The following is a 16,105-nucleotide window of genomic DNA, read 5'->3' on the forward strand; positions in this document are numbered from 1 at the left end:
TCTTCGACTTATCCCAATGTCAGACTCACGACCGACGGCTTTGTTCAGTCTTTAACAAAGAGCGCCATCGATTCTAGATGGCTAGTGTGAGGAAACATATCCAGCATACCTAACTTTCTCAATTGGAAGCCTTGGTTAAGTAGGCTTTGTGAGTCTCTGGCAAGGGTAGCAGGATTACAGGAAACATAAACGACTCTTGATGCTCCAAGGTCAGAAAGTTGATCTACGATACCGCTCGCCCCTGCTCTTGCTGGGTCGAGCAGTATTTTATCAAATTTTTCCGTCGCCCAGGGCTGACCAGACATATCTTGTTCCAAATTGGCTTGAAAGAAACGTGCATTCTCTAGCTGGTTAATTTCCGCATTATGGGTCGCTTTTTCCACCATAGCATCAACCCCTTCAACACCAATCACAGAGCGCACTTTTTTCGCCATTGGTAAACTGAAGTTTCCTAGCCCGCAAAACAGATCCAACACTCTATCTTCTGCCGTTAAGTCGAGCCAGTTCAACGCCTGTTCGACCATCTTTTGGTTCACATCTTGGTTGACTTGAATAAAGTTATTTGGCTCAAATGGAATGGTGACACCCGTTTCCAAATAGTGTGCTTGGTCACCCATAACACGATTCAAGACATCACTTTGCGGCATCAAATACAAACTGACTTGCTGCTCTTTTGCAAACGCCTCAAGTGCTGCTTGGTCTTGCTCATCCAGTGCCTTCATATGGCGCAGTACAAGGACCCGAGTATTGTCCCCTTTTACCAATTCAATATGCCCCAAGTTCTCTTGATGACGGAATGTTTTTAGCAGCTCGAACAAAGGTGACATTAGCGTATTTAAGCCAGCATCAAGCACGGGACAATCCACCACATTGACGATCTCTTTGCTTTGCTTCTTACGAAAACCGAACTGCAACTGACGAGATTTTTTATCCACCTTCAAACTCACGCGTGCACGTCGGCGATAACCGAGAGCTTCACCGACCAAAGGCGCTTCCAGAGCTGTCGTTTGGCCAGAAAATTTTCGCATTAACTGGGACAAGGTTTGCTGCTTGTGTTGCTGTTGTTTCTCCAAACCAAGGTGCTGCATATTACAACCGCCGCACACTTGGTAATGGGGGCAAAAAGGCGCAATGCGCTCTGCACTTTCGGTCTGAATCTTAATCAAGTTCGCGCGGGCAAATTTTCTTTTACTTTCAGTAATTTGCACCAAGACTTGTTCTTGCGGTAACGCCCCTTCGATAAAGATGGGCTTTTTATTTTGATAGGCGATACCAGCGCCATGGTGATCGAGTTTTTCGACCAAGACGGATTGGTGCTTCGTGTTTACTTGAGTTTTCTTCTTTGGTTGGAAAAAACGCGCCATGCTCTGTGCCTTAATTGCTCGAATTGCTGTTCAGGTTCCACCTTTTGTGCCTGAATCATTGTGTGAGCTGACCGAGTTGATTATGCTTAAGGACTCGGCAGTCTCATCTTTATATTGCGACTATTTTCCCATATCCACACCACGATGTTTAGACAATAATGACAAGATATGGCTTACGCGCCCGCGTTATTACCTTAACTTTAGCGCCAACGCTGATCATCGGATTGCTCCTCAGTGCGTTTTTCTCATTCAACCGATACCACGACCTTGAACTTCAGGTGTACAACTCGGGCTTAAATATTATTGAACCACTCGCGATTGCTAGCGAAGAGGGTCTAAAAAATAATAGTCGAGAGTCTGTCAGACGCATAATCAGTTACGCACACAGGAAGAACTCTAAATTTGTTCGTAGCATCGCGGTTTTTGACTACAACCACGAATTGTTTGTCACCTCTAACTTTCACCCGAATTTTGAGTCTTTGACTTACCCGAAACAAGAAGCCATCCCTCTGCTGGGCAATTCCACGCTCAGTGACAACACCTTAATTATGCGCGCCCCCGTCATTGCTGAGTCTGGGCTAATTGCCACCAATCGAGGCAAAGAAAACACGCCAGCACTTGGCTACGTCGCCGTCGAATTGGACTTATCATCGCTTCGCCTTCAGCAATACCAAGAGGTTTTTTCGGCGGTTCTTGTTCTTCTGATTGGTCTTGGACTTTCTGCGGTCTTTGCCTATCGGCTCATGTATGACGTGACGCGACCGATTTCTCATATGAAAAATATGGTCGACCGAATTCGCCGCGGCCACCTTGATGTGCGAATCGAAGGCAAAATGCACGGTGAGCTCGACTCGTTAAAAAACGGTATCAACGCCATGGCGGTATCCCTGTCGGAATACCACGTCGAGATGCAACACAGTATCGATCAAGCGACTTCCGATTTACGAGAAACCTTAGAGCAGCTTGAGATTCAGAACGTAGAGTTGGACATAGCCAAAAAACGTGCTCAAGAAGCGGCTCGAGTAAAATCTGAATTCTTAGCCAATATGTCTCATGAGCTGCGCACGCCGTTAAATGGCGTCATTGGCTTTACGCGTCAGATGCTAAAAACCAAGCTGACCAATAGCCAAACCGATTATTTGAATACCATTGAAAAATCAGCGACCAATCTACTCAACATCATCAACGACATTTTGGATTTCTCTAAGCTAGAAGCTGGCAAGCTCGCGCTAGAAAGCATCCCGTTTGATTTCCAAGAATCACTTGAAGAAGTGGTCAGCTTGCAAGCCACCAGCGCCCATGAAAAAGGGCTAGAACTCACATTGAAGATCGATCCGAAGATTCCAGCGGGTCTAGTCGGAGATTCCTTACGTATTCAGCAAGTACTGACTAACTTGGTTGGCAACTCCATCAAATTCACCGAACACGGTAATATCGACATTAGCGTTGAAATGCGCTCTCAAAAAGAAGATGTGGTTGAGTTGCAGTTTATGGTTCGAGACACTGGTATCGGTATCTCTGAGCGACAGCAAGCACAGCTTTTCCAAGCCTTTAGTCAAGCTGATGCGAGTATCTCTCGTCGCTATGGCGGTACAGGGTTAGGTTTGGTCATCACACAAAAACTGGTCAGCCAGATGGGCGGGGAGATCAGCTTAACCAGTCGCCTTCACCAAGGCTCTACATTCTGGTTCACTTTGCGTTTGCACTCGACAGATATGCCCGTTACCGAGATGGTCGATACAGACAGCTTGAAGCAGCGCTCGCTTCTTTTGGTCGAACCAAATATGCAGGCGGCGTCTGTGACCCAGCAACAGTTAGTACAAGCTGGTCTGGTTGTGACCTATCGCTCAGCACTACCGGAAGATGCTGAGCAATTCGACTATGTTCTGCTCAACTTAGCGCCTAATCGTGAACACGAAACCTCCGCAGTCGAGCAGCAAGTTGAGCATGCTCTGCGTTGTGCACCGCATGTCGTTGTCGGCGTACCGAGTACCGCGCTGGCTCTCTCCGATGACTTGATTCAGTCTTACCCGATTCACTGCATTACTAAGCCTCTGTCTCGTAAGCGTTTGCTACAAACACTCTCGGCGAATCAAGATAATTTGCCAGTCATCGAGCCCGAAGTCGTTGTTCAAGACGAGACCTTGCCACTGACGGTGATGGCTGTCGATGACAACCCTGCTAACTTGAAACTCATTAGCGCCTTGCTCCAAGAACGCGTTGAACGTGTGATTACCTGCACCAATGGTCTTGATGCTGTGCAGCAAGCTCAGGAACGTCACTTTGATATTATTCTGATGGATATTCAGATGCCACATATGGACGGAGTCACCGCTTGCGAGGAGATTAAGAAGACTCAACTCAACGCCAATACGCCTGTGATTGCGGTAACCGCCCATGCCATGAGTGGAGAGCGAGATCGTTTACTCAAAGCCGGCATGGATGACTATTTAACCAAGCCAATTGAAGAACACGTATTACAACAAGTGTTGATGCATTGGAGCCCGCAAACGACGGATGCACAGATTGAGAAGTTGGATCTATCTGCTCAACCCGACCCGTTTGAGCCAACCGCGTCCACAACCGCGACACATTCGAATATGATCATTGATTGGCAGGCGGCATTGAAACAATCCGCCAACAAAGAAGATCTTGCCAAAGATATGTTGCAGATGCTCGTGGACTCTATTCCAGAGGTTGTCGATGTCGTCGACAACGCACTTGAAGAGGAGTCCATCGACAGTGAACTGCTGATTCATCATGTGCACAAACTGCATGGAAGCAGCTCTTACTGCGGCGTACCAAGACTGAAAACAGTCTGTGCAACCATTGAAAAAGCATTACGTTCAGGGACTCAAATCGAAGACCTCGAGCCGGAGTTGCTTGAACTACAAGATGAAATGGAAAAAGTGGTCGCCAGTGCGCAGCCCTATTTGAAGAAAAGCTAACGTAGCCTAAACCTGAGGCATGGCATCTATCCATGCCTCAGTGCGCAGTTTGCTCTCCGCGGTAGAAGTGATAGCTGTTCTTACCCTCTTGCTTCACCTGATACATCGCTTGGTCTGCTCGGTGTAGCAGTTTCTCGATTACTATGCCTTTACTTGCTTGTACCGCAATCCCGACACTACAGCCAACATTAATTGAGTTGCCATTATAGACCGAAGGCAAATTGGCGAGATCAATAGCCTGCTGAGCAACTGTCGCGAGTAGGTTGTGATCATTGTTTTGGAGCACTAGATACATAACAAACTCATCACCACCGATACGCCCCACGATGCCCGGTACATTACTCTTGGCCTGTAGGTCAGAGAATCGACCGGCAATTTCAGTCAATATTAGGTCTCCAGCGGCGTGACCATGAGTGTCATTGACCGCTTTAAAGCCATCCAAATCGATCAACAGCAGCGCGATGTATTGGCTGGTGCGAGACGCTTGCTCTACATACTTTTCGCATCCCAAGCGGTTCTTCAATCCTGTAAGAATATCTTGCTCCGCCATGTTGCGATAGTAATGCTCCCAGTGTTCAATTTGAGAACGTAACTCTCGTTCTCGTTCAATCGCTTGGCGCGAGTTCTCAATAAAAGTGTTCACACTATGAATCACCACGCCGAGCTCGTTGTTCTGGTTTTCAACATCGATGGGAATCTTCTTTGGATTCTCTGGTGTTGCGGTGTACATTGCCTCCGAGAGATCAGCAAGGGGTTTACCGACAATCTTTTTAAAAACCAGTATCAGAGCAATAACGGTGACCAAAAACTGAACAAAGACGAACATCACCTGATTAAACACTTGAGATAACGTCGTTTTTTGCAATGCGGAATGGTTGTTGTGCACATAGAGCGTCCCCAACGGCTCACCGTCTGTTGGCGAGTAAAGACGGTAAGTATTCGCATGTGCCCACAGATCTTTCTTATCAATAGTAAGATGGTTGGACGCAAATGAAACACCATCGTCACTCTCTAGACGAACCGCATCGATTTCTTCATGCAGCAATAATGCAGAAATCACTTCATCGGCAATTTCGGCGTTGTTCACATACAATGCAATCGCCGCAGAGCCGGACAATGACAACACCAACTTCTGCTCTAGCTCTTTATGTTCCTTATCTGCCTGCAAGAACCCTACTGGAATCATTATCAACAGAATAACGACCAAGTAGGAAAGTGCCAATATCGAAATGATTTTCAGCAGTTTATTGGAAAGAGAGTTAAGCTTAGGTCTATTCATCAATGTAAAGTGCCACCTTAACCCCTGAATTTTCAGGCGGTTTTTCTGTCATGTAGCCAATGGCTTGTGGATTCTCTATTACTTTTTCGAGCAAGGCTTGAGTTGAATCGACTTCTTCAGGCGCCCTCATGCTTCCTGAAAATTTTAGTTTTGCCCAGTAAGCATTCACCTGACTCTCACGCATGTTCGCCACGGTGGCAAAAAAACGTCTCCGCTCTTCACCAGTTCGGTCAAGCACTTGGTCAACATATGACGACCCCAATACTTTTTTTCTGCCCAGATAGACATCAGCAATATCATCAACATCAAACGCGGCGATGCTACTCTCTTCGCTCACCACCACATAAAAGCCGGCGAAAGTGTGAGAGGATAAGAACAGAAGGAGGAAGCTTAAATATTTCATCTCAGCCTCCCTAAAAGATAAAGTTCATATTGAGGCTGAACAAATGGACCCGACTCGAACTGCCCATGGTCTCCAGCGTCGAAGCCCACAGCCCATACCCATAGGGGTTGATCTTAACGTGGTCATACTGTGCTTTGAGCGCAATATAAGGAGAAACATCCCAACGTAATCCGACTGAGTAAGATTCTTGATCGATACGAACCGAGTTGATGGCGGCTTCCGTCGCTCCCTGTAATTGTGTTGCTTGCGCTCCAGCTTGGCTCCAATCTTCATCTTGCTGAAATGGTGATGAACTTGGTTTAAAGCGACCGTAAATGGCGTAAGGCGTTAAAGAGTCAAATGTTCGCCCGACTAACGCGTAGCCTCCATAACCTTGCGGGATGGAGTCTTGTTGAGCGTCGATATTAAAAAGCTCGGTTTGAAAGGTCCACAACCCGTCAAAGTAAAGGGCAGCGGCTTGAAAGTAGTGAATCTGCTCATTTTCAACAACCAAAGCATCACGGGTGCGTAGTGCTTCCGCACTGATTGCTGGAAAAAACGCGGCAACGCCTGGGTTGTTGGCAAATTGGTCGACACTATTTTGTAGTAACTCGGTTTGACCCGTTTGGTTGACAGTCAAAGACCCCACACGAGCATAAGAGAGCTGCCACTTCCATTCATTTTTATCCACTTCAAAAGAGAGACTGACGACATTGTCTAAGTCGGTCGAATACTCTTCGTTGGACAAAGGCACCTCACCAACTTCTTGGTTGCGACCATACTCTAGCGATGCTTTCCAATTGAAGTAGGCGTTGTTGGAGTAGTACGTGGCACCGATCCCATCAAGTGAGTTAAAAACAATACCGCCATATAACTCTTGGGGAGGTCGAACCCATAAGTGCGCATAGTCGATATGACGACTATCTGCCGCCGCGTAGGCGCTGACACCAATTCGACCCGCACGAAAATCCCAACTAGCATTAGGCGAGTAACGAATGAAAGCAAGCTCTGTTAACTCATCAAGGTCATAGGTGACACCTTGATCAAAGAGGAACTGAGTTGTGAATGACCAGTCTCGGTTAAACGCCGCGTCAAATTGCATTCCAATGTTGGAATCGACTCGGAATGAACCGTCTGTATCGATATCAGTAGTACGCGTTATATCGCGGCGAAACGCCAATTCATCTTGGTTTTCATAGGCATAGCCTAAAGTACCAAAGCCTGAAAAAGACAAATCCACTGCATGTGCTAATGATGGCAAACTCAAAAAACTTAATACTAAAGAACCATGAGCTGCAAACTTGTAAAACTTATTAGGCATAGACTGCTGTCCTTGTGTCTAGACGCTAGGCTACAAATTTATAGTTTATATTTATGCTTACAAGTATAACAATAACCAACGAAAGTGTGATAAAGCAATTACTAAAATAAAACATCACCGATAAAAAAAGCGACCTAAGGTCGCTTATTGCTCAAAAATTACAGTGGCGACTGCGTAATGTCGTTCATCCGATATCGATAAATGAATGTGCCGCACGCCTTTCGTCTTCGCCAGCTCCGCAGCTTTGTCACTCAAGGTGAGAATAGGAGCACCATGCTGGTCATTGGTGACATTGAAGTCATGGAACGTCACACCCATGGCAATACCCGTCCCCAAGGCTTTTGACGCCGCCTCTTTGGCTGCAAAGCGCTTGGCCAAAAAACGACCTTGCTGCTTGAGACTTTTGAATCGCTCAAATTCAGTGTCGGTCAAGATCCGTCTGGCAAATGGCTCACCTGAGCGAGCGAGTGCTTTCTCAACTCGCTCGATCTCCGCAATATCAGTCCCTAAACCTACAATGGCCATGGCTTATTTACGTGCTAAAACCATTTGCGCTTTCATATCGGCGACCGCTTTGTGCAAACCGTCAAACGCCGCACGCCCAATAATAGAGTGACCGATGTTAAGTTCATAGATTTCAGGGATTGCCGCAATGGCTGCAACATTATGGTAAGTCAAACCGTGGCCAGCATTTACCGTGATACCAAGGTCTGCAGCATAGCTAGCACCTGCTGCAATCTTCTTCAACTCGTCTTGCTGATCTTCTTCCGTTTCTGCGTCTGCGTAGTGGCCAGTATGCAACTCAATAAATGGCGCGCCACATGCTTTCGCCGCATCAATCTGTTCACGGTCTGCATCAATGAACAACGACACCTTAATACCTGCTTCAGATAACTTTTGGGTTGCTGCTTTGACTTTTTCTAGCTGACCAACGACATCTAGGCCACCTTCCGTCGTTAACTCTTCACGCTTTTCCGGTACTAAGCATACGTACTCTGGTTGTGTGTTCAGCGCAATCTCAACCATTTCATCCGTGACCGCCATCTCCAAGTTCATACGCGTCTGGATTGTTTCACGTAAAATGCGCACATCTCTATCATTAATATGACGGCGGTCTTCACGTAGGTGGATGGTGATACCGTCTGCACCAGCGCGCTCCGCAACTTCAGCGGCATGCACTGGATCTGGGTATTTCGTCCCACGTGCATTACGTAATGTCGCGATATGGTCGATGTTAACACCTAGGTAGATTGAGCTCATTTTCCAATACTCCGTGCTCGGGGAATCATTGCTACAAACAACTCCCTGCTTTTTAAAGGTTTGCCGCCAAGATACGGCTTTAAGGCTATACGTGTAAAGCGTTTTGCCGCTTTAAGTTGTTCTTTTGTGGTAAATCTACGTTCGCTGATCGCGATCAGTTCATCGCCTTTAAACGTTAAATTGTCATACCGAACGGAAGCAATAAAACCTTTCTGCTCTCGGTATCGGTAAGTCATCGTGGGCTCAATCGGCTCCCCACTCCCCGCACAATGAAGGAAATCAACCCCGTACCCCATTGCAGATAACAGCGCCAGTTCAAATCGGCGTAATGCAGGTTCAGGGTTATCACATTGCGCAAGCTCGGTTAAAACATGCAGATAGTCGTGAAACAGTGCAGGCATCGGCACTTCAGCCATAAGCACTCGACCAATCAGTTCATTGACGTACATACCTGAATAGAGATTAATACCTGTGAGCGGGAGGCCTAGGCTAATTGGCTCGGCTTGACGCAATGTTTTCATTGAGCCATTTCCCGACCATTTCAACAACAAGGGCGTAAAAGGCTGCAGCGCGCCTTTTAAATTGGAACGCTTACTCCTTGCCCCCTTGGACATCAGGGTGACGCGGCCATACTCTTCGCTGAACACATCCAAAATGAGGCTCGATTCACTGTATGGTCGTCGATGTAATACAAAGCAACGCTGTAAGCCTTCTGCAGACATATCACCTTCTAAATACAAAAAAGGAGCCCAATGGCCCCTTTTACTCTATTTTCGCGGAGCGAAGCGCAAAGCCTCTTACTCGTTATAAATCGTCAATGTAGCCAAGAGAGCGGAGCGCTCGCTCGTCATCCGCCCAGCCAGACTTCACTTTAACCCAAGTCTCAAGGTAAACCTTACGACCAAACAGCTCTTCCATATCTAGGCGAGCTTCACGACCAATGGTTTTGATCTTCTCACCGCCTTTACCAATCACCATCTTTTTCTGGCCGCTGCGTTCAACCAAGATAAGAGCATTGATGTGGAAGCCATCCGTTTCCGGGTTGTAGTCAAAGCGTTCGATTTCAACGGTCACTGAGTAAGGCAGTTCCTCACCAGTGAAACGCATCAGTTTTTCACGAACAATTTCAGAAGCCATGAAACGCTGAGAACGATCTGTCACATACTCTTCAGGGAAGTGGTGAGTCGCTTTTGGCAGATGCTCGCGTACATGCTTGCGCAACACATCAATGTTTTTGCCATGTTTTGCCGAGATCGGCACCACATCGACAAATTCCATCTTCTTCGACATTTCCATCATGTGCAACATGACGTCATTGCGATCTTGTACGTTATCAACTTTGTTGACACACAATACGACTGGGAAGTTCGATTTCTGCAGCTTAGTCAGAACCATTTCATCATCAGCAGTCCAATGCGTCCCATCCACAAGGAAGAACACAAGGTTCACATCACTTAACGATGAGTTAGCCGCACGGTTCATTAAACGGTTGATAGCACGTTTTTCTTCAATGTGAAGCCCAGGAGTATCCACGTAGATCGCTTGGTAATCCCCTTCCGTGTCTACACCCATGATTCGGTGGCGTGTGGTTTGAGGTTTACGCGAGGTAATCGAAATCTTCTGACCTAAAATACGGTTTAAAAGCGTCGATTTACCCACATTAGGGCGACCTACGATGGCCACAAAACCACAGTGTTGGTTCTCTGGTGTGCTTGCAGGCTTGTTGTTCGATGAGAAAAACGCATCGATATCAAATTCGTTGTTATCTGTTGAATCAGTCATTGGTCAATTGCTCTAGTGCCAATTCAGCAGCCGCTTGTTCTGCCTTGCGGCGGCTGGTGCCTTTACCAATTACAGGCTGTCCAATACCTGCTACTTCACACGAAACCGTAAACTCTTGGTTATGTGCTTCACCTTTAATATTAGTCACTGTATACGCTGGCAGTGGTTTTCTTCGACCTTGAAGGAACTCTTGAAGACGAGTTTTCGGATCTTTTTGCGAAACACCAGGCTTTATCGCATCAAGACGCGATTGATACCAACTTAAGATAATGCTACGCACTACCTCAATATCACTGTCCAAATAGATGGCACCAATGATCGCCTCCACGGCATCCGCAAGAATTGAATCACGACGGAAACCGCCACTTTTTAGCTCACCTGGACCTAATTTTAAGTGATCTCCTAGTTCGAATTCACGACCTAGTTCAGCCAACGTATTGCCACGAACCAGTGTCGCACGCATACGGCTCATATCCCCTTCATTCACTTTCGGGAAACGGTGATAAAGATCATCAGCAATGACAAAACTTAAAATTGAATCGCCCAGAAACTCAAGACGCTCGTTGTGTTTTCCGTTGGCGCTTCGATGTGTTAGCGCCAAGTTGATTAGCTCAGCATCATTGAACTGATAACCAACCTTTTTCTCTAGTTTTGCAATAGGAGAATTCATGCTCTCTCATTAATTTGTGTTGCATTCTCAAAGGGCGGGAGTGTGAATCACACACTCCCGCGCTCATAAGAAATTAGTTAATACCACCGATGCGATTAAACCTAACACCAGTTGGAATCCAAGAAGGTAAAATGCTGTCTTCGCCACGCTCAAACTCGAAGCTGATCCAGATGGCGACAGCTTTACCGACTAGGTTTGCTTCTGGAACAAAGCCCCAGTAGCGACTGTCAGCACTGTTGTCGCGGTTGTCACCCATAACAAAATACTGACCTTCAGGAACAACCCACTCATTGACGCCATTGCGCGGTTGATAAGCTTCAACACGATCGCGGCGCAGCGGATTGACCAAGATTTGATGCCCGACTTCCCCTAGCTTTTCATCCAGTTGAATCAAAGGGATGCCATTTTGGATAAATTGGCTCTCTTCGACATTAGAAAGTTTGACAGGTTTACAGCTCGACTCACCTGGCGACTGAATACAGATTTCTTTCTTGCTGTTGTAGCGAACTGTATCGCCCGGCAGACCAACGACACGTTTGATATAGTCGATACTTGGTTGCGGTGGGTATTTAAATACAACGGTATCACCACGTTCAGGTTTACCCGTCTCGACAAGTTGAGTACGCCATACAGGGTCTTTCAGGCCATACGCATATTTTTCGACTAAGATGAAATCGCCGACGAGTAGAGTTGGCATCATTGAACCAGATGGAATCTGAAACGGTTCATAGATGAATGAGCGCAGAACAAGAACGGCAGCGATCACCGGAAAAATCGAGACGCTATTTTCAATCCACCACGGTTGAGTTTTTACTTTTTCAACAACAGCAGCATCTAAACCGTTGGTTTGAGCTTCGATTTCCGCCACTTTCTCTTGGCGTTTCTTTGCAAAAACCAGCTTCTCTAACACCCAAACAATGCCCGTCACCAAAGTCACAATTACAAGAATGAGTGAAAATGTATTCGCCATTGACTTCCCTTATCTCAAAAATACGAAAGTGAAAGAGCCGAGACCCTTTCACTTATTTTATTGTCATAACCTGTTATGACAGACCGGAACGAGAGTAGTTCAACTCTAGTCCTTGCCCACATGCAGAATCGCAAGGAAGGCTTCTTGAGGCAGTTCGACGTTACCGATCTGCTTCATACGCTTCTTACCTTCTTTCTGCTTCTTCAGAAGTTTCTTCTTACGGCTCACGTCACCACCGTAACACTTGGCGATTACGTTCTTGCGCAGCTGTTTCACGGTCGAACGAGCGATGATGTGGTTGCCGATGGCGGCCTGAATGGCAATGTCGAACATCTGACGAGGAATGAACTCTTTCATTTTCTCAACAAGCTGACGGCCACGAGTCTGCGCCTGATCTTTATGCGTGATCATTGCCAGTGCATCAACCGTATCGCCGTTAAGCAAAACATCAACACGAACCATGTTAGACGCTTCAAAACGTTGGAAGTTGTAATCCAGTGAGGCGTAACCGCGAGACGTCGACTTCAAGCGGTCGAAGAAGTCCAGTACCACTTCTGCCATTGGGATGTCGTACGTCACAGCAACTTGGTTACCGTGGTACACCATATCAACCTGAACGCCACGCTTCTCGACACAAAGAGTAATAACATTGCCCAAGTACTCAGATGGTACAAGAATGTTACAGCGAGCGATTGGCTCACGGATTTCTTCAATATCGTTCACAGCAGGAAGCTTAGCTGGGCTATCGACATACAGAATGTTGCCGTTAGTCTCTTCCACTTCGTACACAACCGTTGGCGCAGTGGTGATCAGGTCTAAGTCGTACTCACGCTCAAGACGCTCTTGAATGATCTCCATGTGCAGCATGCCAAGGAAACCACAACGGAAACCAAAACCCAATGCCGCTGAGTTTTCTGGCTCGTAGAACAGTGACGCATCATTCAAGCTTAGCTTGCCTAGGGCATCACGGAAGTTTTCATAGTCGTCAGAAGAAACAGGGAACAGACCAGCATATACTTGCGGTTTTACTTTCTTAAAGCCAGGGAGTGGCTCGTCGCTGCCGTTTTTCGCTAGAGTCAGCGTATCGCCCACAGGCGCACCCAAGATGTCTTTGATACCACAAACCACCCAGCCTACTTCGCCAGTACGCAAGATATCAGTATCAACTTGTTTCGGAGTGAAGATACCCAAACGGTCAACGCCCCAAACTTGACCCGTGCTCATCACTTTAATTTTGTCGTTTTTCTTGAGCTCGCCGTTTTTAATACGAACTAAGGAAACAACACCTAAATAGTTATCAAACCAAGAGTCAATGATCAACGCTTGTAGTGGCGCTTCTGGATCACCTTCTGGAGCAGGGATAGCTGAAACGATATTTTCTAGTACATCGTCAACACCAATACCCGTCTTAGCTGAACAACGCGTCGCTTCCATCGCATCAATACCAACGATTTCTTCGATCTCTTCTGCTACGCGCTCAGGGTCAGCGGCTGGTAGGTCAATCTTGTTTAGGATTGGCACCACCTCTAGATCCATTTCGATCGCAGTGTAACAGTTAGCAAGAGTTTGAGCCTCAACACCCTGACCAGCATCGACAACCAATAATGCACCTTCACATGCCGCTAAAGAGCGAGACACTTCGTACGCGAAGTCAACGTGTCCTGGGGTATCAATGAAGTTCAACTGATACGTTTCGCCATCTTTGGCAGTGTAGTTAAGCGTCACACTTTGCGACTTGATGGTGATACCACGTTCACGCTCTAGATCCATAGAATCGAGAACCTGAGCCGCCATTTCGCGGTCGCTAAGGCCACCACAAACTTGGATTAAACGGTCAGATAGGGTCGACTTACCATGGTCGATGTGGGCGATAATCGAAAAGTTACGAATGTGCTTCATGATTTGGGGTGACTAAACTCTTAAAAATTAGGGACAATAGATACCCGACCGCAGTTCGCGCGAGGGGTACAGAAATGCCGTCATTTGACGGCATTTCGATCAAGTTGGCAGATTCTACCCAATTTCTGGGCGCTTCGCACTAGCTAATTGGCTCACCAAGTATTCTAAGCAAAGTCACTCTCTGCGAAGACTGGGACTCCAATTTCCGAGTACAGAGCTTGGCAAGGTAAATACCAACACCTGTAAAGATAGCAGAGCTCAAGATAACGAGACCTTCTCCCGCCCCTAGCATCGGCGCTAACCACCCGTTTGCGAGAAAAGCACCTAAAATGAGGGCGAATAGTGGCACTAGGTAAACAACAGCAGCCGATTGCAATAACTGCTTTTCCGGCAGACCGATCTCGACAACCTGCCCTTCTTTGACGGGCTTGTCAGTCAGCATATGCCACGATAAAGATTTGCTGCCGATCGCCTTGGAAACAATGCCGGTGCCGCAACTTTTTTGTGATGAACAACTGCTGCAGCTAGTTTGCTGCTCACATGTAAGCTCAACTTCAAACCCTTTTGCTGAAGACGTAACATGAGAAACTGTTGCTAACGCGGTCATCATTGGGGCTTACCTTCCGGAGCTGAAACAACCACAGATTGTGCAATGCGCTTCGCGGTTGCAGGAGGAATATCCCCCACCACAGAAATTTCAAGGTTACCATTCACAAAGCTGTGTAAGGTTCTTCGGCCTTGACGAACAAGCTGTCCTTTAAGAGACAAGTTGTCACTGTCAGCAATGTAAACCGAGAAATTGAATAGTCCATCACTGTACATCTGGCTTTCAACCATACGCTCAGTGTTCACCATGCGATAACGATTGAGTTCTTTAGGCTCAAAACCACTTGGAATCCAGTTAACACGCCAAAACGACTCTTCTAGCTGCCCTTTTGGCAACGAAAGCACTTCCGGCAACTTAACGTCATTCAAACCACTTAGAATCGTACGCACCTGATCATTTACGCTATAGGCAATGGTCCGGTACTGTTCCAATACTTCCCCGTCACGATCTAAAAGATCGGCTCGCAACGGTAGCTTGCTTTTTTCATCCACCCACAAGACGTAGGAGTAACGAAGACCATCTTTAGGCACCACTCGTAACACCTGACATGCAGTGCCCGCTTCACGAGCTCGACCAACTTGGATAAAGTCGTAAAACTCACTCAACTCTTCAATATTTGCATTTAACAAAGGTATGGTCGGTGCGACCATGCTGGAAGAGTCAATGGTAAAAGGCTCAACGCCTGGTTCGATATAGCTCACTTCGCCACCGCGACGAATCACTTCTCGAACAGGACCACTGAGATAAACAAGGTGTGCAAGCTGTTCATCGTCTAGACGCGCATGACGATAAAGCAAAGGTTCGATGCTGTTTTTCTTGATTAGAATATAGGACAGCTCGTAATTGAGATGCTGACTTGCTTCGTTCATTTGATGCAACAAAGCCCCTGCAGGCGTTTGCTCTGCAAAGGCTGGGGTTGTATTCAAACTGAACAGTGTCAGCACACTGAACAGAAATTTTCTCATTCAACTACCATTTCTGGGTGATTACTATCTACCGATTCACTCTCGCTGTTTAAACGCAATTGTAGTTCGTAATCTTGTAACATCGCATTAATTCGACGTCGTTGCTCCTGAACTGTCGCCTGGCTACTTTGGTTAGAATGCGCCACCGATTCACGAGTCAAGCTCACAGGCTCAGCACTCCCAGCAAATGGGATAGTCTGCAACACTGGCAGTTGATCCGCCTCTGGCGTTGAGGCATCTCCCCCACCGTATTGCTGGACGCCTAAAATAACGGCCAATGATACACATGCAGCCATAGCGACTTGACCAAACTGGTTTAGCCATGCTGGCAACTGGCGTCTCGCTTGTTGAGGCGTTGGTTGCGATTCTTCCACTCGATGCTCGTCAAGATCCACGACCGAATCGGACGTAGAGAATAACGTATGAGCAGGTTCGTTTTCTAGCGCTAAAGCGACACTTTCAGCGATATTCCACTCCGGCTTTTCCGGTGCGTCACCACGCATTACATCTCCGATGAGATGATAATTTTTCCAGGTCTGCAGGCAATCTTGGTCATGCTCTAAATCGGTAATCAGAGCCTTGTCGACCAACTCTCCATCCATGAGTGCTGAAAGCTTCTCTTTGTCAGCCATTATTTTCACCATTACTATTACTGGTA

General features: G+C 46.8%; 15 protein-coding genes. 1 reads left to right on the plus strand and 14 read right to left on the minus strand.

Going from position 1 to position 16,105, the window contains the following annotated elements; translation table 11 throughout:
• Positions 1-44: 44 nt before the first annotated feature.
• Complete coding sequence (gene rlmD / locus U9J37_RS08895) at positions 45-1,364, minus strand: 23S rRNA (uracil(1939)-C(5))-methyltransferase RlmD (protein ID WP_005472796.1); 1,320 nt, start codon at positions 1,362-1,364, stop codon at positions 45-47.
• Positions 1,365-1,522: 158 nt separating this feature from the next.
• Between rlmD and barA the strand changes: the two genes are divergently transcribed.
• The gene (barA, locus tag U9J37_RS08900) at positions 1,523-4,312 is read left to right on the plus strand and encodes a two-component sensor histidine kinase BarA (protein WP_005472923.1); all 2,790 of its coding nucleotides are present in this window, start codon (positions 1,523-1,525) and stop codon (positions 4,310-4,312) included.
• A gap of 37 nt (positions 4,313-4,349) precedes the next feature.
• Here the strand turns inward: barA and U9J37_RS08905 are convergent, their stop codons facing one another.
• The 13 genes from U9J37_RS08905 to U9J37_RS08965 all read right to left on the minus strand — a co-directional run bounded on the left by U9J37_RS08905 (position 4,350) and on the right by U9J37_RS08965 (position 16,079).
• Entirely contained in the window at positions 4,350-5,591 is a 1,242-nt protein-coding gene (locus U9J37_RS08905; protein WP_005472925.1) for a GGDEF domain-containing protein, read from the minus strand.
• Complete coding sequence (locus tag U9J37_RS08910) at positions 5,584-5,994, minus strand: hypothetical protein (protein ID WP_043887059.1); 411 nt, start codon at positions 5,992-5,994, stop codon at positions 5,584-5,586. The genes U9J37_RS08905 and U9J37_RS08910 overlap by 8 nt, the downstream gene beginning before the upstream one ends.
• Positions 5,995-6,004: 10 nt before the next feature.
• Positions 6,005-7,294 (minus strand): hypothetical protein, encoded by a 1,290-nt coding sequence (locus U9J37_RS08915; protein WP_322413801.1) that lies wholly within the window; start codon positions 7,292-7,294, stop codon positions 6,005-6,007.
• A 144-nt stretch (positions 7,295-7,438) separates the two neighbouring features.
• Entirely contained in the window at positions 7,439-7,819 is a 381-nt protein-coding gene (acpS, locus tag U9J37_RS08920; RefSeq protein ID WP_005472872.1) for a holo-ACP synthase, read from the minus strand.
• A 3-nt stretch (positions 7,820-7,822) separates the two neighbouring features.
• Positions 7,823-8,554, minus strand: a complete 732-nt coding sequence (pdxJ, locus tag U9J37_RS08925) for a pyridoxine 5'-phosphate synthase (RefSeq protein WP_005472790.1) — start codon at positions 8,552-8,554, stop codon at positions 7,823-7,825.
• On the minus strand, positions 8,551-9,276 hold the full coding sequence (recO, locus tag U9J37_RS08930; RefSeq protein ID WP_038140758.1) for a DNA repair protein RecO: 726 nt from the start codon (positions 9,274-9,276) through the stop codon (positions 8,551-8,553). The genes pdxJ and recO overlap by 4 nt, the downstream gene beginning before the upstream one ends.
• A gap of 82 nt (positions 9,277-9,358) precedes the next feature.
• A complete protein-coding gene (gene era, locus U9J37_RS08935; RefSeq protein ID WP_005472818.1) occupies positions 9,359-10,336 on the minus strand; it encodes a GTPase Era in 978 nt (325 codons plus the stop codon).
• Positions 10,329-11,006 (minus strand): ribonuclease III, encoded by a 678-nt coding sequence (rnc, locus tag U9J37_RS08940; RefSeq protein WP_005472919.1) that lies wholly within the window; start codon positions 11,004-11,006, stop codon positions 10,329-10,331. The genes era and rnc overlap by 8 nt, the downstream gene beginning before the upstream one ends.
• A 73-nt stretch (positions 11,007-11,079) precedes the next feature.
• Positions 11,080-11,976 (minus strand): signal peptidase I, encoded by an 897-nt coding sequence (gene lepB, locus U9J37_RS08945; protein ID WP_005472889.1) that lies wholly within the window; start codon positions 11,974-11,976, stop codon positions 11,080-11,082.
• A 105-nt stretch (positions 11,977-12,081) separates the two neighbouring features.
• Positions 12,082-13,875, minus strand: a complete 1,794-nt coding sequence (lepA, locus tag U9J37_RS08950; RefSeq protein WP_005472871.1) for a translation elongation factor 4 — start codon at positions 13,873-13,875, stop codon at positions 12,082-12,084.
• A gap of 139 nt (positions 13,876-14,014) precedes the next feature.
• Positions 14,015-14,485: a SoxR reducing system RseC family protein gene (locus tag U9J37_RS08955; protein ID WP_005472898.1), complete on the minus strand. Its 471-nt coding sequence runs from the start codon at positions 14,483-14,485 to the stop codon at positions 14,015-14,017.
• Entirely contained in the window at positions 14,482-15,447 is a 966-nt protein-coding gene (gene rseB, locus U9J37_RS08960; protein WP_005472833.1) for a sigma-E factor regulatory protein RseB, read from the minus strand. The genes U9J37_RS08955 and rseB overlap by 4 nt, the downstream gene beginning before the upstream one ends.
• On the minus strand, positions 15,444-16,079 hold the full coding sequence (locus U9J37_RS08965; protein WP_005472785.1) for an RseA family anti-sigma factor: 636 nt from the start codon (positions 16,077-16,079) through the stop codon (positions 15,444-15,446). Before U9J37_RS08965 ends, rseB begins: the two co-directional genes overlap by 4 nt.
• Between the last annotated feature and the right edge of the window lie 26 nt (positions 16,080-16,105).

This window comes from Vibrio sp. 16 (assembly GCF_963681195.1).
Lineage (GTDB): Bacteria > Pseudomonadota > Gammaproteobacteria > Enterobacterales > Vibrionaceae > Vibrio > Vibrio sinaloensis_D.